General features: G+C 66.4%; 16 protein-coding genes. 3 read left to right on the forward strand and 13 right to left on the reverse strand.

What is annotated here, in order from left to right; genetic code table 11:
- A partial coding sequence (locus GEV05_17865; GenBank protein MPZ45221.1) for a hypothetical protein occupies positions 1-1,656 on the forward strand: 1,656 nt, incomplete at its 5' end.
- A gap of 381 nt (positions 1,657-2,037) precedes the next feature.
- The gene (locus tag GEV05_17870; protein ID MPZ45222.1) at positions 2,038-2,550 is read left to right on the forward strand and encodes a DUF1269 domain-containing protein; all 513 of its coding nucleotides are present in this window, start codon (positions 2,038-2,040) and stop codon (positions 2,548-2,550) included.
- 78 nt (positions 2,551-2,628) lie between these two features.
- On the opposite strand, the gene nadA is transcribed toward GEV05_17870, so the two are convergent.
- From nadA to GEV05_17910, 8 genes are all read right to left on the reverse strand, one after another.
- The gene (gene nadA, locus GEV05_17875) at positions 2,629-3,750 is read right to left on the reverse strand and encodes a quinolinate synthase NadA (protein MPZ45223.1); all 1,122 of its coding nucleotides are present in this window, start codon (positions 3,748-3,750) and stop codon (positions 2,629-2,631) included.
- A gap of 644 nt (positions 3,751-4,394) precedes the next feature.
- Positions 4,395-6,533, reverse strand: a complete 2,139-nt coding sequence (locus tag GEV05_17880) for a CoA-binding protein (GenBank protein ID MPZ45224.1) — start codon at positions 6,531-6,533, stop codon at positions 4,395-4,397.
- A gap of 273 nt (positions 6,534-6,806) precedes the next feature.
- A complete protein-coding gene (locus GEV05_17885) occupies positions 6,807-7,205 on the reverse strand; it encodes a hypothetical protein (protein ID MPZ45225.1) in 399 nt (132 codons plus the stop codon).
- Positions 7,206-7,254: 49 nt separating this feature from the next.
- Complete coding sequence (locus GEV05_17890; GenBank protein ID MPZ45226.1) at positions 7,255-8,028, reverse strand: CoA synthetase; 774 nt, start codon at positions 8,026-8,028, stop codon at positions 7,255-7,257.
- Positions 8,025-8,549: a hypothetical protein gene (locus GEV05_17895; GenBank protein MPZ45227.1), complete on the reverse strand. Its 525-nt coding sequence runs from the start codon at positions 8,547-8,549 to the stop codon at positions 8,025-8,027. Before GEV05_17895 ends, GEV05_17890 begins: the two co-directional genes overlap by 4 nt.
- 33 nt (positions 8,550-8,582) lie before the next feature.
- The gene (locus tag GEV05_17900; GenBank protein ID MPZ45228.1) at positions 8,583-8,891 is read right to left on the reverse strand and encodes a hypothetical protein; all 309 of its coding nucleotides are present in this window, start codon (positions 8,889-8,891) and stop codon (positions 8,583-8,585) included.
- Positions 8,892-8,908: 17 nt separating this feature from the next.
- A complete protein-coding gene (locus tag GEV05_17905; GenBank protein ID MPZ45229.1) occupies positions 8,909-9,352 on the reverse strand; it encodes a VOC family protein in 444 nt (147 codons plus the stop codon).
- 76 nt (positions 9,353-9,428) lie between these two features.
- On the reverse strand, positions 9,429-10,409 hold the full coding sequence (locus tag GEV05_17910; GenBank protein MPZ45230.1) for a tripartite tricarboxylate transporter substrate binding protein: 981 nt from the start codon (positions 10,407-10,409) through the stop codon (positions 9,429-9,431).
- Positions 10,410-10,555: 146 nt separating this feature from the next.
- On the opposite strand from GEV05_17910, the gene GEV05_17915 reads away from it, so the two are divergent.
- Positions 10,556-11,818 (forward strand): MFS transporter, encoded by a 1,263-nt coding sequence (locus tag GEV05_17915; protein ID MPZ45231.1) that lies wholly within the window; start codon positions 10,556-10,558, stop codon positions 11,816-11,818.
- Between the two features lie 134 nt (positions 11,819-11,952).
- Here the strand turns inward: GEV05_17915 and GEV05_17920 are convergent, their stop codons facing one another.
- The 5 genes from GEV05_17920 to GEV05_17940 all read right to left on the reverse strand — a co-directional run bounded on the left by GEV05_17920 (position 11,953) and on the right by GEV05_17940 (position 17,515).
- Positions 11,953-12,396: a response regulator gene (locus tag GEV05_17920; protein ID MPZ45232.1), complete on the reverse strand. Its 444-nt coding sequence runs from the start codon at positions 12,394-12,396 to the stop codon at positions 11,953-11,955.
- A gap of 7 nt (positions 12,397-12,403) precedes the next feature.
- A complete protein-coding gene (locus GEV05_17925; protein MPZ45233.1) occupies positions 12,404-14,233 on the reverse strand; it encodes a PAS domain-containing protein in 1,830 nt (609 codons plus the stop codon).
- A complete protein-coding gene (locus tag GEV05_17930; protein ID MPZ45234.1) occupies positions 14,233-14,823 on the reverse strand; it encodes a DUF4154 domain-containing protein in 591 nt (196 codons plus the stop codon). The genes GEV05_17925 and GEV05_17930 overlap by 1 nt, the downstream gene beginning before the upstream one ends.
- A 20-nt stretch (positions 14,824-14,843) precedes the next feature.
- Positions 14,844-16,916, reverse strand: coding sequence for a TonB-dependent receptor (locus GEV05_17935; GenBank protein MPZ45235.1), 2,073 nt, complete (start codon positions 16,914-16,916; stop codon positions 14,844-14,846).
- 197 nt (positions 16,917-17,113) lie between these two features.
- Positions 17,114-17,515 (reverse strand): GFA family protein, encoded by a 402-nt coding sequence (locus tag GEV05_17940; GenBank protein MPZ45236.1) that lies wholly within the window; start codon positions 17,513-17,515, stop codon positions 17,114-17,116.
- Positions 17,516-17,552 lie beyond the last annotated feature (37 nt).

Genomic DNA, 17,552 nt, shown 5'->3' on the forward strand with positions numbered 1-17,552 from the left:
GGAGCCTTCATGTCGGAAGATCTGTGCAGCCGGTCCATCGCCGAGTCGGCGCGCCTGATCCGCGCCCGCAAGCTTTCGCCGGTCGAGCTCACGGACGCCTACCTCGCTCGCATCGAAACGTTCCAGCCTCAGCTCGATGCTTTCATCACCATTACCGCGGAACTGGCGCGCAAGCAGGCCAGGCGCGCCGAGCGCGAGATCATGCGCGGCGACCATCGCGGCCCGCTGCACGGCATCCCGTTCGGCCTCAAGGACATCTACGATACCAAAGGCATACTCACCTCGGGCGGCTCCAGGGTTTGCATCGATCGCATCCCGCGCGAGGACGCGACCTGCACGCGCAAGCTGTACGAGGCCGGGGCCGTGCTGCTCGGCAAGCTGCAAACGCACGAGTTCGCGCACGGCGGCCCGTCGTTCGACCTGCCGTGGCCGCCGGCGCGCAATCCGTGGCACCTGGAGCATTTCACCGGCGGGTCCTCCAGCGGCTCGGGCGCCGCGGTCGCGGCGCGCCTGGTCGCCGGCGCGCTCGGCTCGGATACCGGCGGCTCGATCCGCGGGCCGGCCTCGTTTTGCGGCATCGTGGGATTGATGTCGACGGCGGGACTGGTGAGCCGCACCGGCGTGATTCCCAATTCCTTCACCCTCGATCACTGCGGCCCCATGACCCGCACGGTCGAGGACTGCGCACTCATGCTGCAGGCGATCGCCGGCTACGATGGCGCCGACGGCGGCAGCATCGCGGTAAAGATCCCCAACTACCGCAGCGGTCTCGGCAAGGGCATCAAGGGACTGAGGATCGGCGTGCTGCGCCACGTGTGGGAGGAGGACGTGCGCCAGAGCGACGAAGTCGTTCGGGCGATGGACGCGGCGATCGGCGTGCTGCGCAAGCTGGGCGCGAAGGTCGAGGATGTGCGCGTGCGACCCGCCCTCGAATACAGCGACGTCAAGGTCGCGCTCGCCGAGACCGAGATCTACACCATCAACTATCCCGACCTCGCCACCCGGCCGGGCGATTTCGGCGAGGACTTCCTCGTGCGCGCCTTGCCGGCATGCCTGTTCCAGTCGAGCGACTACGTGGCGGCAAGCCGCGAACAGCGGCGCATGATCGACGAAGCGGCGTCGCTGTGGCGGCGCTGCGATGCGCTGCTGAGCGTCGTGTTCGGGCCGGCGCCGCGGCTGGACGCGTACGACTCGCTCAATTTCTGGGCCAGGCCGAACGCCAATCCGATGGCGAACGTGCTGGGTTGTCCGTCGCTTGCGCTGTGCAACGGATTCAGCGCAGTCGGGCTCCCGCTCGGCATGCAGCTGATGGGCCGGCCGTTCGAGGAAGCGACCGTGCTGCGGATCGGGCATGCCTACGAGCAGGCGACCGAGTGGCATACGCGCTCCCCCCAGCTCGCGGCAGGCGCAGCGCAGCCGAAACTGAATCCGCCGCGCCACGAGCCGCGCATGCCGGATACCCTGGATCCGGCGCAAGCCGACCTGGTGCGTGCGATGGTGAAGAAGGCGGGACTTGCGCTCGACGAGCGGCAGATGGCGCTGGTGCTGGAAGCCGCGCCCTATGTGCTCGCCATGGCGGATCGTGTCCGGCGCATGCACGAGCGCTCGGCTGAACCGTGCAACGTCTTTCGCTTCCCGCCCGCGGCCGTCGCCTGACAGCGACGAGCGCCCCCATGCGCCGCCTCCGAGCCATCATTGAGTCGCGAACGCCAAGCCTCTAGCGGCCTGGCCGCAGTTCGCTTTGCGGTCGATCCCCGCAAGCGGGGCCACCTCCGCCGTAGCGCCAGATGAACCGTCAAGCCGTCGGTGACCGGCGTCGCTCGCTTTGCGGTCGATCCCCGCAAGCGGGGCCCCTCGCCCGGGAAGCTCGCAACGACCCCCCTCGCCCGGTAAGCTCATGCGCCGCTGGCGCGGGCGCACCGCGTTCGTGGCGCCCGCGCCGGACACCCGCGCAACTAACGCCTCGAAACCGCGGTCGAAAGTAGATGCCCCCGACCGCAGCGACCCGGGGGCGTGTCTGCGAAGGAGGATCCGCCCATGAGACGCAGGCTCTTCTTCACGCTCCCCGATATTCCGACCGCCCGCACCATCCTCGACGAACTGCTCCTCGCTCGCATCGACGAGCGCCATATCCACTTCCTCGGCCAGCGCGACACCTTGCCGCCCGAGCTGCCCGAAGCCAGCTTCCTGCAGAAGACCGATTTTCTGCACGCGTTGCGCACGGGCGCCATGGTGGGAGCGGCCGCCGGCGTCGCGGGCGGCGCCGTCATGTGGCTCTACCCGCCGCAGAGCATGGTGATCGAACCGAGCCTGGCGCTGATTGCCGGAATCGTCGGCGCGCTGCTCGGCGCCTGGTTCTCCAGCATGGTGGGAAGCTCAGTCCCGAATTCCTCGCTGCGTTCGTTCCAGGATGCAATCGAGGCGGGCAAGGTGCTGCTGATGGTCGACGTGCCGTTCGCCCGCGTGGAACAGGTGCACGAGCTGGTGGCGAGCCACCATCCGGAGGCCGAGTGGGGCGGGGTCGCGCCGCAGATTCCTGCGTTTCCTTAGGCGGCGGAAGGGAAACACGGTCCCGTCCTCACGATTCACGCGTTCTGCCTGCCTTCGCAGCGAACGCGCGCGGCGAGTTCAGGCCGGTCCCATCCCGTGGGCGTAGACCTTGTTGTAGTCGCGCGCGGGCGGCTTGCGCTGCGCGCGGCTGGCGGCGAAGTCGAGCATCCGCTCGATGCCGCGCAAGGCCTTGCGACCGGCTTCGGGTTCGACGTGGATCTCGTTGCTGCCGGTCTCCAGCACCTGCACCAGGTTTTGCAACCCGTTCATCGCCATCCACGGGCAATGCGCGCAGCTCTTGCACGTTGCACCGTTGCCCGCCGTGGGCGCCTCGATGAAGCGCTTTCCGGGTGACAGCTTGCGCATCTGATGGATGATGCCGCCATCGGTTGCGACGATGAATTCCTCACCTGCAAGCTCCCGGGTCGCGCGGATCAGCTGGCCGGTCGATCCGACCACGTGCGCGAGCCGGATCACGGACTCGGGCGATTCGGGGTGCACCAGAATCTTCGCCTGCGGGTTGCTCGCAATCAGCGCTTCCAGCTCGGTGGCCTTGAATTCGTCGTGCACCACGCAGGCGCCTTGCCAGATCAGCATGTCCGCCCCGGTCTCACGCTGAATGTAGTTGCCCAGGTGCCGGTCCGGCGCCCAGAGAATCTTCTCTCCGCGCGCGTGCAGCTCGCGCACGATATCCAGGCCGATGGCCGAGGTGACAACCCAGTCGGCCCGTGCCTTGACCTCGACGCTGGTGTTGGCATAGACCACGACCGTGCGATCGGGATGGGCATCGCAAAACGGCGCGAACTCCTCGGCCGGGCAGGCGAGATCGAGCGAGCAGGTCGCTTCCAGGTCCGGCATGAGCACGCGCTTTTCCGGATTCAGAATCTTGGCCGTTTCGCCCATGAAGCGCACGCCGCAGATGACCAGGGCGGCGGAACGCTGCTCGTGCCCGAAGCGGGCCATCTCCAGCGAATCGGCCACGCTCCCGCCCGTCTCCTGCGCCAGGTCCTGCAGGTCGGGATGGACGTAGTAATGCGCTAGCAGGGTGGCATCCTGCTCGCGCAGCAACTGCCGCACGCGCGCCTTGAGCCGCTGCCGCTCAGCGGCGGACGGCTCGACGGGCGCACGCGCCCACGCCTGGGCGACGGTGGAATCGTGCCGGCAGAATTCGACGTGGAACCGATCGGAAGTCAGGGCCATGGCTACTATGTGTGTACGACAGAGTCCAAGTCAAGCAGACTCGCCGCCATCATGCAAGTTCGCCGCACGATAGGCACGCGTCCGTCATGCTCGCAGCGGCGGCAACCCGCACCGCTTCAGACCTGAATATACGCCCTGCTGCGAGCGCGGGATGCGCCGACCGACCGAAATCACCCCATTGTGCGCTTGCATGATACGCCCGTACGGGTTTGATCGAGTGGCGCGGGCGGGAACTGGCGTAGATGGAGAATTGCCGCAGGCAGCTGCGTTGCCGCGAGCGGCCGCCGAACCGACATCCGTTCGGCGGCCGCGCGATTCCGCGCTTGCGAGCGTGCCGCTCATGCTCCCCGAATCCGTCGCCACGCTGCTTACGACGAGGCACACTGCAGCCGCGCGGAGCGGCTTCCCCGGCTGTGCAGTCACCCCGACCCGGAAGGGTCCTCATCGGCTGCGCATTCACATCATGACCGGAGATCGCAGCTGACAACAGGCAAGTCTCGTGCCGTTGCGCCGTGACCATGCAGAGCGCGTTCCGGCTGGCAGAATCACCACCCCCAGCCGAGCACGACTTGAAACGTGGCCGAGCGTTGTCGACTTCGATACAGCGCTGCCGAAATACCGCCGGCCGAAACGCGCTGCAGTCGTCACTGCGCCGCAGGCTTCAAGCGCGGCTTGATGAGCGCATCGCCCGCTTTCACACCGCGACCCGCGGGCAGCACGAACAGGGGATTGATATCGAGCTCGGCCAGCTCGCCCTTCAGGTCGATCGCCATGGCAGACACGCGACACAGCACGTCGGCAAGCGCTTCGATGTCGCACGGCGGGCGGCCGCGCGCACCGGCGAGCAAGGGATAACCCTTGACCTGGCGGATCATCTCGTGCGCGATCGAACGCGCAATGGGTGCAAGGCGAAACGCGACGTCCTTCAGCACCTCGGTGAAGATGCCGCCCAGCCCGAACATGAGCGCGGGGCCGAACAGCGGATCGTTGTTGATGCCGACGATCGCTTCGACCGCATCCCCGACCATCTCCTGCACCAGGATGCCTTCGATGACCGCGTTCGGCGCGTAGGTGCGAACGGACGCGACGATTTCCTCGTAGGCGCGCTCGACCTCCTGCGCGCTGTTGAGGCCGATGCGGACCCCGCCGGCCTCGGTCTTGTGCGGGACATCGGGCGACTGCACCTTGAGCACGACCGGAAAGCCGATGCGAACCGCGATGCGACCGGCTTCCTGTGCATCGGTCGCCAGCGCTTCGGCGGTGATTGGAATGCCGTATCCGGCGAGCAGCGCCTTAGCCCGATATTCGGCCAGATCGCCGCCTGCGGCTTGCAGCGTCGCGGCCGCCCCGCTCACATTGAGCTCGAGTACCGGCTCGGCTCGGCGGCTGCGATAGCGCCGGCACGCTTGCGCGTGCTGCGTCACCGCGGCGAGCGCGCGCATGCAGCGAAGCGGCGAGCGGTAGTGGGGCACGCCGGCCCCGTCGAGCAGCGCGTACGCCTCGCCCGCGACCTGGTGCCGGGCGCTCCAGCCCATCATCACGGGCTTGTCGGAGCGGCGCGAAACCTTCACCACTTCACGTGCGACCTTGGTCGCGATCTCGCCTTGCAGGCCGGCGTTGGCCATGACGACCGAGTCGACTTGCGGATCGTCGATGATGAGCTCGAGCGCCTTGCGGCACAGGTCGGTGTCGTCGAAGATCGCGGCGGTGAGGTCGATCGGGTTGCCGAGCGCGGCGAACGAAGGAACCAGCGGCCGCAGCTTCTCCACGGTTGCATCGGTCAGCGGCTGCACCGCGAGCCCGCGCGCGATCGCTTCGTCGGTCATGAGGATACCGGCCCCGCCCGAGATCGTGATGATGGCAACGCGGTTGCCGCGCGGCGTCTTTCCGCTCAGGAACGCGGGCACGTAGTCGATGATGTCCTGCATGTCCTCGACCTGCAGGATGCCGGTCTGCTCGAAGGCCGCGCGATAGAGCGCCATCGCGCCGCCCAGGTTGGCGGTATGCGAGGCGGCCGCGCGCTGGCCCTCTTCGGAGTTGCCGACCTTCCACAGCATGATCGGCTTGCCGGCTGCCAGCGCCGCCTCCCCCAGCTCGCGCAGCCGGTGCGCGTCCTTCATGCCCTCGATGTAGCCGGCGATGATGCGCGTGCCCGGATCGTCGATCATGAAGCGCATGAAGTCAGCCGAGCTGATGCCGGACTCGTTGCCGGTGGTGACGACGTGGCGAAACCCGATCCCGCCGTCCATCGCCGCAAGCGACATGAGCGAGAAGCCGAAACCGCCGCTCTGGCTCACCATGCTGACCGGGCCCGGCAGATAGTCGTAGATGAAGGCCGAACCGAAGCCCGCGTAGGTCTTGTTCGGCACGCTGATCAAACCCTGACAGTTGGGCCCGACCAGGCCGATGTCGTAGCGGCGCGCGATTGCAGCGAGCTCGTCCTGCATTAGAGCGCCCGTGTCGCCCGCTTCCGAATAGCCCGAGCTGAACACGATTGCGAACGGCACGCCCTTGCGCCCGCACGCCTCCAGCATTCGGATCGCCAGTCTTGCGTTCACCACGATGAGCGCGAGATCCGGTGTCTCGGGCAATGCCTCCAGCGACGCATAACAGGTGCGGCCGAGCAGCTCCGGGTACTTCGGATTCACCGGATAGAGCGTGCCGGGATAGCCGCGCTTGATGAGGAAATTGAGCGGTTGGCCGCTGATGGTGCCGAGCTCGATGGAAGCGCCAACGATGGCAATCGAGCGCGGGTTGAACAGGCGCTCCAGGTCGGTTCGCATGGAAGATTCTTGTCTGCGGATGCGCGGCGCAAAACCACCGCGCGGGAAATGCGCAATGGTATGCGCTGCCCGCCAGAGCGGCAAGCTGCAGGGCACGGCTTGCGCGCACGACGCACAGGCCTCGCCTTGGACGCGGCTTCCCTCGTTAGTGTGGTGAATCGTAGCTTGGTCGTAATTCGTCATTCCCGCGCAAGCGGGAATCCAGAACCAGACTGGGCCTGGACCCCCGCGTTCGCGGGGGCGACGAACTTTCTGACTCGGGACACTAGCGGATCAAAGCGGCTTCGCCCAACGGCGGATATCGAAGTCTTCCGCCACCGGAACGATCAGGCTGCGGCGCGGCCCGTGCAGCTCGCGATTGGAATGACCTTCACCGGTCAGATCCTCGGCGAACAGCACGTCGCCGGGACCGAACACGCGCTGTCCGCCCGCGCAGGTGATCTCGACCGCGCCGGAAATCGTGATGACGAACTGGCGCTGCTTGGGCGTGTGGAACTGCTCGGAGCGTCCGAGCGGATTTTCGCGAAAGAGCATCCCCGTGCACGGAACCAGGGCGCTTCGCTGCGAAACCCGGTCGCCTTGCAACACCTCGTCCATCGGCACCTCGAGGTCCTCGAAGTACGAGCGGTTGTCGGCGCCGGTATGAACGCGCACGACCTTGACGGTCCACATGGTGTCGCTCCTTCTTGTATCGGGCTCGAGGAAAAATCGCGAAAAGACTTCAGACGACGCCGAGCGTGCGTTCCGCCCAAGCGGCATACGTGCCGGTATCGATCATCTTGCGCCGGACCACCTGGCGCAGCACGGTGAGCTCCTGCGCGCTCGGTGCAGGGGTAGCCGGTACCGGTCCCGCAACGCCGAGATCGAACCCGGTATTGTCGCGGATCTCGTCCAGCGTATACGGCGGATGGATCGAGTCGAGGCGCAGGCACCCCGCCGCCTTGTCGAACCTGAAGCTGGCCTTGGGCGTAATGACCTTGCTCGGGCCACCGAGACGCACGACGTTATCGGGCGAGCTGCCGGCGGCCGAGACGAAATCCACGCGCTCCACCAGCGACCGCCGAACGTGCTCGGTGCGAAAGACGATGCTGCGCCGTGCCGCGTAGTAGATCATGCCGCCGCCATAGCCGCCGGGAAAGCGCAGCTTCGGATGATCGGGGTCGGGACCAAGCTGATGCAGGTTGTAGTTGCCGTGACGGTCGATCTGCACCCCGCTGACGAAGAACAGGCCCAGCTCGCCGCGCTGGGCGAGAAAGTGGAACTGGCGCGAGGTCCGGAAGGGCCGGAACACGGTGTTGAGGATGATGAGCTCCGCATTGGGCGCATGCAGCGCCTTGGCGAGCAGCAAACCCGCTGCCGGCAGATGCGACAGCGCCCCGCACGCCGACACCTCGTCGTCGCGCACCTCGCGCGCCATGAGCACGGCCAGCAACTCGTCGTCGTTGTACTGCAGCGTTTCCGTCATCTGCTTGTCGATCGATCGGACTGCGCTCACACGACGAGCGTGCGCGCACGCTGCGCCACGAAGCGTTCGACGTACTCGTCGTGGTTTTCCGTCTGAAAGACGATGCGCTCGAGGTACTCGGCAAATGCGCTGTCGCTGCGCGCGGCGACGACGTACTCTTCCATCGCCGCCTTGTCCGGCGCGTAGCGCTCCGTCAGCCCGCCGGGATGCGCACCGAACGGCGCGTGCACCACCGTATCGACCAGGATCGAGGGCATGAAGGTGCCGACCGCCTCGCGCTCGTCCAGGCGCTCGACGATTTCCTCGGCAGTCACGATCACGTGCCGGGAAGCCTCGGCGACGATCAGCGCCTCCACCGGATAGCCGAACGACACGTTGCCCTGCCGGTCTGCCGTGTGCGCGTGGAACACGGCCACATCCGGTCGCAGCGCCTTCGCGACCACGGTCAGCTTGCCCTCGCCGAACGGATCGGGCGCGACCACCATATCGTCACGGCGCTTCAACAAATCGGTGCCGACCAATCCCAGCACCGGTACATAAGGCACTCCCATAGACCCAGCCTGGGCCTGTGAATAGAGCACCCCTCACGTGTTGTCGAGCGCGCGCACCCGGTCGGCAATGACATGGCGCGCGAAGTTCGGCCCCGTGCGGGCGAACTCGCCCAATGTGACGCTGCAGGTATCGACCACGCCGACCGCACCCGCCCCGACCAGGAAGTCGATGTTGAGGTCGCCGCCCACCACGCCGATCACGCGCAGGCTTCGCACGCGCCGGCGCACGACCTCGCGCAGGAACGCCATCGGCGAGCGGTGCAGGTTCGCACTCATGACGAGCCGCGCACCGTCCGTGACGCGCTCGGCCGCGCGCGCCAGGGTTTCGACTTTACTGCGCATCGCTGCTGCTCCTTGGCTTACGTGTGGGCTTTGTTGGTGGGCGTGCCGACCCATCCGGTTTGCGAGACGTCGAAGGTTACGTTGTCGGGACCGCTGTAGCGCACTTCCACGTTGCCCTCGCCGACCCGTGGTCCGCCCTGCGCGATGCCGAGCGCCGCGTTGATATCCTCGCGCGGCTTGGCACCCGATGTTTCGAGCTTGCGTTCGATCTCCTCCAGGCTCTCGACCTGGAAGCCGATGTGGTGGATGCCGCTCCAGCCCTTGCCGCGCTCGGCGCCGGCCACGACGTCGTTCTTGAAGCGCAGTATGGCGAGGTTGATGTGGCCGTCGGTGAGGTAATAACCCGAGGTGCGCTCGCTCTCGAGCTTTCTCACCTTGGTGAGGCCGAAGTTCTCGACGTAGAAGTTCGCAGTCGCTTCCTCGTCCTGGGTCTGAATCGCGATGTGCCGGATCTGTGCCATGGCCGCCTCCGTGGATGACCATGGCTATCGTAGCTCATTCGCGGCTCCGACGCTGCGAGCCTGGCGCCCGTGTCGATCAGTCGACTTTCGCCCCCGACGCCTTCACCGCCGCGCCGAAGCGCACGGTCTCCTTCTTCACCAGCGCCGCAGCCGCTTGTGGCGTGGTTCCGCTGGTATCGAAGCCCTGGCCGGCGAAGCGCTGCACCACGTCCGGCAGCTTGGCGATGCGCGAGAACTCCGCGGCGAGCTTGTCGATGATCGGTTTCGGCGTGCCGGCGGGCACCACCACCCCGATCCAGTTGCCCATGACGAAATCCTTGTAGCCCTGCTCGATGTAAGTGGGCACGTCGGGCTGCAAGGGATGGCGCTTCTCGGTCATCATGCCGATCGCGCGCAATTTGCCGGACTTGATGCCGGGCAGCACCAGGCCCATGTCGTTGCTGTGGAACTGGACCTGACCGGACAGCAGGTCGACCAGAGCCGGCCCGCCGCCCTTGTACGGCACGTGGGTCGCGTCGAACCCGCCCGCCTGCTTCAGCATCTCCATCGACAGGTGACTGATCACGCCGACCCCGCCGGAACTGTACGCGATCTTGTTGCTCTTCGCGTACTTCACCAGCTCGGGGATGCTCTTCACCGGGATGCCCGCGTTCACCACCGTGATCAAGGGCGACGAGCCCAGGATCGAAACGGGGACGAGATCGCGCTCGAGGCTGTAGCCCAGCTTCTTGTAGAGCGTCTGGCCGATCGCATGCGCGGTGCTGATGCTGAGCATGGTGTAGCCGTCGGGCGTGGAGCGCGCGACCAGCTCCGCGCCGGTGTTGCCGCCCGCGCCGGGACGATTGTCGACGATGACGGGCTGACCCCAGGCCTCGTTCAACTTCTGGCAGAACACCCGGCCCACCACGTCGTTCAATCCGCCGGGATTGAACGCCACGACGTAACGCATCGAGCGGGTCGGATAATCGGCCGCCACGCCGGCCCCTTGGCAAAGAAGGAATACGATTCCGGTTGCCAGCAACCGGCCGGACACTGCAGACACGATACTCATGGACATCGCCCTTTCACTGGTTTGCGCCGCTGGTCATCGAAGTCTACCGCAGGCGCTGCGACGCGCCGGCGAATGCAAGCCTGATTAATACAAGCCTCATTATCCATCCTTCATCGCTTGAGACGCGGATGTTCGCATGCTAGGTTCGAGCCATGCGCGCACCGCCACTCGCCCGCTTGCTCGCCCCGCGGCTGCCGTTCTACTACGGCTGGGTGATCCTCGGCTGCGTCTGTTTCGCGGGCTTCGTGCGCCAGGGCGCCGCGGTCGCCGTGCTGTCGGTGTTCGTGGATCCGATGCAGCGCGACCTCGGCTGGTCCAGCACCGCGTTTGGCGGCGCCGTATCGATCGGCGGCGTGCTGGCAGCGCTCGTTTCGCCTTCGATAGGCCGCCTGCTCGATCGGCGCGGCGCGCGGCTGCTGCTTTGCCTCGCCGTGATCGGCACCGGGTTCGCAACCATGGCGATCTCGCGCATCGACTCGGTGGTCGCCTTTTATCTGCTGTTCTGCTTTGCGCGCATGAATTGGGCCGGGCCGTTCGATCTCGGGCTTTACGGTGCGCTCAACGCCTGGTTCGTGGCGCGGCGCGCGCGCGCGGCCTCCGTCGCCACGGTCGTCCAGCTTGCCGGCCTGGTCGCATTTCCGTTGATCGCGCACTACGCCATGCAGGGCGCCGATTGGCGGGCCGGATGGATCGCGGTCGGCCTTACCGTGCTCAGCATCGGGTTCGTGCCGGTGTGGCTGCTGCTCGTGCGCCGCCCGGAAGATCTCGGGCTCGCGCCCGAAGCGGCGCCTGCGAGCACGCTCGAGTCACGACCCGAGGCGCAATTCAGCCGCGAACAGGCGTTGCGGACGCCGGCGTTCTGGCTGCTCTCGCTCTATGCCGCGCTGGTCTTTCCGTGCCAGGCGGGCGTGAGCCTGTACCAGGCCTCGCACATGATCGAGCGCGGCGTCGATCCCACGTCTGCAGCGCTGATCGTCAGCACCTTTTCGTTCATGTCCGCCTTAGCGAGCCTCGGGGTCGGCTGGCTGCCGCGACGCTGGCCCATTCGTCACGCGCTCGCACTATGCGGCGCGATCATGTGCGCCGGCGTCCTGTGCCTCAGCGCCGCGACCGCTGCGGCAGCGGGATTCCTGGGCGCGGCGTTGTTCGGGCTCGGCGTCGGCGGCATGCTGACGCTGCTCCCGGTCGTATGGGCCGACTACTTCGGCCGGGCGAGCTACGGCGCGATCCGCGGCGTCGCGCTTTCGATGCAGGTTCTCGCGCAGGCTTCCGGTCCGCTGGCGGCCGGTGCATTGCGAGACTTCTCGGGAGCGCACACGGCCTCGCTGGGGCTGTTCGCGGCACTATCCGCACTGGCGGTGCTGGTCGCGCTGCTGGCTCGTCCTCCTGCCTCTGTCGAGACCGCTCGCGCTTGACCTGATCGCGGATCGACGATGGCGCCGATACGCGCACGGGCGTTCCCATTTCGTTCGACGATGTTCCCTGGGAGAGGGGAGCGGCGCGTGCCCGCTGATGCGGGCAGATTCCTGGGTAGATCCCCCGTAGGCGCCTATGTAGGCGGCCGATTGACCACCATCCAGTACATGCCCACCTCGGACACCGTTTCGACGAACTTGTTGAAATCGACCGGCTTGACGATGTAGCTGTTCACACCGAGCTGGTAGCTCTCGATCACGTCGCGCTCTTCGGCCGAGGAGGTCAGCATGGTCACGGGGATCGACTTGGTGCGCTCGTCGCCCTTCAGTCGGCGCAGCACGTCCACGCCGCTGATCCTGGGCAGTTTTATATCGAGCAGGATGAGCTTCGGATCGCCGCCGGGCGAGCGCTCGGCGTACGCACCGGCCGCGAACACGTAGTCGAGCGCCTCCTGCCCGTCCTTCACCCACAGCACGCGGTTGGCGAGGTTGTGGCGCTTGAGCGCGCGCAGCGTCAACTCCGCGTCCGTCGACTTGTCCTCGACCAAGAGGATCTCGACCTGCTCGTAGTTTCCCATGTTGCTCTCACTTCGGTAGTGTGAAAAAGAATGTCGCACCCTGCCCGACCGCGCCTTGGGCCCAGACCTTGCCGCCGTGCTTGCTCACCACGCGCTGCACGATGGCAAGCCCGACCCCGGTGCCGGGAAACTCGTCGCTGCGGTGCAGGCGCTGGAAAACGCCGAAGAGCTTGTCATAGTACTTCATGTCGAAGCCCGCGCCGTTGTCCTTGACGTAATAGACGTGCGCCGAGCCTTCCGGGTAGCCGCCGACCTCGATGCGCGGATGATCGGACTTGGCCGAAAACTTCACCGCGTTGGAAAGCAGGTTGATCCACACCTGGCGCAGCAGTGCCGAATCGCCGTGCGCCGGCGGCAACGCCCGCAGCGCCACTTCGGGCAGCGTGCCGATCTCGCGGCGCATCTCGTCCAATATCGATCGCACCAGCGCGCTCATGTCGACATCGGCTCCGGAGACCTCGCTCCTGCCCAGACGGGAAAACGCGAGCAGGTCGTCGATCAGGCGGGCCATTTCCTGGCTGCTGTTGCGAATCACGTTCAGGACCCGCCGGCCCTCGTCGTCCAGCTTGTCGTCATAGTCCTCCTGCAGGATGCGCGAGAAGCCGTCGACTGCCCGTAACGGCGCGCGCAGATCGTGCGAGACCGAATACGAAAACGCCTCCAGCTCCTTGTTGGCCGCAACCAGTTGCTCGGTGCGCTCCTCCACCCGCTTCTCCAGCAGCGCGTTGAGCTGCCGTGCCTCGTTTTCGGCCTGCTTCTGCGCGTCGATGTCGGTGCAGGTCGCGAACCATTGCAGCACCTGCCCCTTGGGATCGCGCATCGGCACTGCCCGCGCGAGATGCCAGCGATAGACGCCGTCAGCTGCGCGGCGGATGCGGCATTCGGCGTTGTACGGCATGCCGGTGCGAAGCGCCGCGGTCCAGGCGCGCAGGCACGGTTCCAGGTCTTCCGAATGCAGGCCCACACCCCAGCTCCAGGCCTTCACGTCGTTGGCTGCCATGCCGGTGTACTCGATCAGCTGGCGGTTGACATAGCCAGTCGATCCGTCGGCGAGCAGCGTCCATACCATCTGCGGCATCGCGTCGGCCAGCTCGTGGAAGTTCTGCTCGCGCCGGCGGATGTCCTCGTTCTGCGCCTCGATCTCGTCGAGCATCTTGTCGAATGCGCCTGCGAGCTGGCCGAGCTCGTCGGAGCTGGTTACGCCGGTGCGCAAGCCGTAGTTTTTGTCCGCAGCGATCGCATCGGCGGTGCGCGCGAGACGGCGGACCGGTTCGGAGATGCGCTTCTCGATCGAGCTCGAAACGAGCCTCGCCGCGAGCAGCGACACGGCCAGAATGCATAACGTGATCGCCGCATACGTCTGCAGTCGCGTGGCAAGCATCCTCAGGTCCGACTCGATGTAGACCGTGGCGATCGGCTTGCCGTCGGATTGAATGGCGCGCGCTACGGCCAGGCGACCGTTTTCGATGCGCGGCCACGTCCCGGACGACTCGAATCGGCCCGGCAGGCTGGCTGCGTCATCCCGAAAGCCGCGCACGTAGGTGGCGAAGCTCGTGCCATCGGCGAGATAGATCGCTGCGACGACGACGTCGTGCATCGCGCGCAGCGACGCAAGCGTCTCCCGCGCGGCCGCGCGGTCGTTGAACACGATCGCCGGCGTGGCGTTGATGCCGACGACCGCGGCATGGGCGTCCAGTTGATCGGCTGCCCGGCCGCGGAACGTCAGGAGCTCGTAGGCGACGAACGAGCCGCACGCGATCAGCAGCACCAGCAGGCTCACGCTCATGCTCAGGCGCGTGAGCTTGCTGCTGATGGAGAGGTTCTGGAACGCAATCATCAGCGCGCCTTCGGATCCACGACCGCACGCGCCAGGCGCAGCAGCTGCGAGCCGAGCACGAGCCCGGCGCGCTCCGCGGCATCCGCGTTCACCTCGAACTGCACGCGCCTGTTCGCCGCGACCAGCCCGATCATGCCGCCGCGCTCGACGAATCGCGGCATGTCGCCCACGGTCAGGATCGGCGCCTTCGGCAGCTCGGCCAGGATCTTCTCCAGCCGAGCATCCTCCGAAGCGCCGATGAACAGCACCTCGCACGCGCCCAGCTCGCTCACCTTGCTCACCCGCTTGACCGTGACCGGCCTGTCGTCGATGCGATTGCCGCGCACGATTTCGTCCAGCGCGGCGCCGAAAGGATCGGCTCCCAGGAGCGCGATCACGAAGGGGGTATCGGGCGCAGGTGCACTCTTCGGCCAGCGCACGTACTTGCCGAAGTTGTACAGGAATGCCGCCTTCACCTCGTGTTCCGGGCGCTCGGCGGCAGCGACCGGGAGGCCGATGCCCCATGTCAGCGCGCCCAGCAGGCCGATGAGCAGAATGTGCCATGCAGCGAACGCGCCGGGGCGCGGCACCGTGACCGAGCGCTCAGCCATGAGCGCGCTCTGCCTCAGAATTAGAATTCGACTCGCGCATAGAGCAGAACCGCACGGCGTATTTCCACGTTCTCCTCGTTGTCGCCGCGAAACTCGGCGTGACGATCGTCCAGCAGGTTCCTGCCGATCAGCGAAAGCGTCAGCCCGCGCGTCGGCCGCCAGCTCAACTGCATATCCAGGGCCGTGTAGGAATCCACGTTGCGCGCGGGCAGGGCGCCGACATGACGCAGGATCAGGTCGAGGTCGGCTGCGGGTCCGAGATTCATGCTGGAGCGCAGCAGCGTGACGTTTCGCGGCGATGATCCAGTGACCGAGTCGATCATGGTGACGTCGGTGCTGTCGGAATCCTGGTCCAGGTCGATGCGCAGAATCGCATGCGATGCGCGCAAGCGCCACCACGGCTGCAGCGCCCAGTCCGCCGCCAGCTCCCCGCCATAGGTGCGGCCGTGCAGCTTGTTGCCGAAAACGAACGGAAGCACCAGGCGCGGCGTCCCCGGCGCGAGCTCGATCAACAGGTTGCCGGCATCCGCGCTGAGCAGATCCGAATAGCGGTTATAGAATGCCGCCAGGTCGAGGGAGAAATTTCGCGCCGGCCGTACCCGGTAGCCGGCCTCGTAGGCGATGAGCTTCTCGGAGACGAAGTCGGGGTTGCCTTGCAGCCGGAAATAGGCCGGAATCGCAAGAGGCCCGAGCCGCGCGACGAAGGCGCTTGCCGCGACATCGGTGTCCACCTGCGAAGGCGTACGCACCGCGCGCGATACCGCTGCCCACAGGGTCTGCGCGTCCGTCGGCGTCCAAGCCAGGCGAGCGCTGGGCTGGAGCTCGAAGCCGGAATAGTCGTTGTGCTCGAGCTTGGTCCCGAGCGTCAAGCGCAGGCGATCGGGCACGACCTCGATCGCATCCTGCACGAAACCGGTGAAGAGCAGATCGTTGCGGCGCGAGCGGGCAAGGGCCAATGTCTGCACGCTGTCGATGGAATTGCCCATCCAGCGCCAGCCTAGCCCCCAGGTGAGCTCCTGCCGAGGCGTGATGCGCGTGCGCCGCTGGAAATCGATGTCGATCGTGTCGCGGATTTCGCTGAAGGTCGGTTCGTCGCGCTCGGTGTGATCGTAGTAGGCCTGCAGCGACCAGTCGGTCGTTGCGTCGACGCGCTGGCGCCAGCGGCCGAGCAGATTCGCGCCGGAGAGCTTGACGTTTCCGTCCACGATCCGGCTGAGCGGCTCGAAGAAGCTCGACACCACGGTCCTCTGGCCGGCGGCTGCCTGGTAGACATCGCCCTGCAGCGTCCAGTCGGCGCGGGCGGAATGCGCTTTATCGGCCCGGAAGCCGGCGCGGCTCATGCGGAAATTGTCGTAGTCGGGAATTGCGTCGGCATGCGGTTGCGGCGCGCGGTCCAAGGACTTGGCATACAGGCGAAAATACGTCCCGTCGGCAGTCTTCGCGCCCTGCCGCACGCTTGCCTCCCAGGTGTCGCGCCCGGCGCCGAAACCGACCAGCGTGCCCTGAGTCTCCTCGGCATGCTTGGTAATGATATTGATCACGCCGTTCACGGCGTTGGCGCCCCATAGCGTGCCGCCCGGTCCGCGAATGACCTCGATGCGGTCGATATCTTCGATGAGCGTGTCCTGCACCTCCCAGTAGGTGCCGGCGAAAAGCGGCGAATAGACGCTGCGGCCGTCGATCATCACCAGCACCGAGCGCGCCAACCGGTCCTGGAAGCCGCGCACCCCGATCGCCCATTTGCCGGCGTCGATTTGCGCGACATCGACCCCGGGCGCGAGCCGCAGTGCGTCGGGGATGGTGCGCGCGCCGGAGCGGCGGATATCGTCCTGAGTGATGACGTGCACGGCGGCCGCCGCGGTCCAGGTCTTCTCCGGGCTGCGCGATACCGAGGTCACCTCGATGGCGAGCAGATCGGCGAGCGTCAGATTCGCCAGGTCGGAGGTCGACGCGATCATGTGTTCGGCGGCGGACAGGTTGCCGCTGCAGCAAAAAGCGAGAGCGCCGCCGATCGCACGGAGCTTGCTTCTGCGACGCATGCGCGCCGCTTTACTTCCAGGCCCGTTGATGTTGTTCTTGGCCGCACCCAGCATGTCCGCAAACACTCCCCCGGCAATGCGTACCGCATGTCCAGCTGCGAGTTCGGGCCCGCAGCTTGGTCGTAGCCGAGCTTGCGCTCAATCGCTGCCAGCTCGCTCCGTCATGGTCCCATAGGATGCTCAGCATGCAGCGCGCCGCAGCGTTGGACGCAGCCGGTGTCTGCCTCTGCGCCGACGCCCCGCCTAGCTGTTCACTGCTGCATGATCTGCTCGACACCCTGCAGTTTCATTGCCCAGCCCAGCGCGGATTTGCACCAGATCTGCCGCGCGGGCTCGAGCTGAGCGCGTTGTTCCAGACAGCCCACGCGCAAGGAATAGTACGGAGGATCGCTGATCGCCGACGAGTACACCGGCGTGCCGCATTGCGGACAGAACGCATGCGCGCGTCGGGTTCCGCTCTCGGCGGTCTTGATGTAGATGCGAGGCTGGCCGCCGCGCAGGACGAAACTCTCCCGGGGAGCCTGCACATTGGCGCGAAAGGCCGAGCCCGTCAGCATCTGGCAATCGGTGCAATGACACACCGTCACTTTGCCCGGGTCGACCTCGGCCTGGTAGCGGATGTTGCCGCAATGGCATCTTCCATCGACTTTCACGCCGCTCGCCTGTCGAATCTGCGCCTGTCGAATCTGC

The organism is Betaproteobacteria bacterium (assembly GCA_009377585.1).
In the GTDB taxonomy this organism is placed as follows: Bacteria; Pseudomonadota; Gammaproteobacteria; order Burkholderiales; family WYBJ01; genus WYBJ01.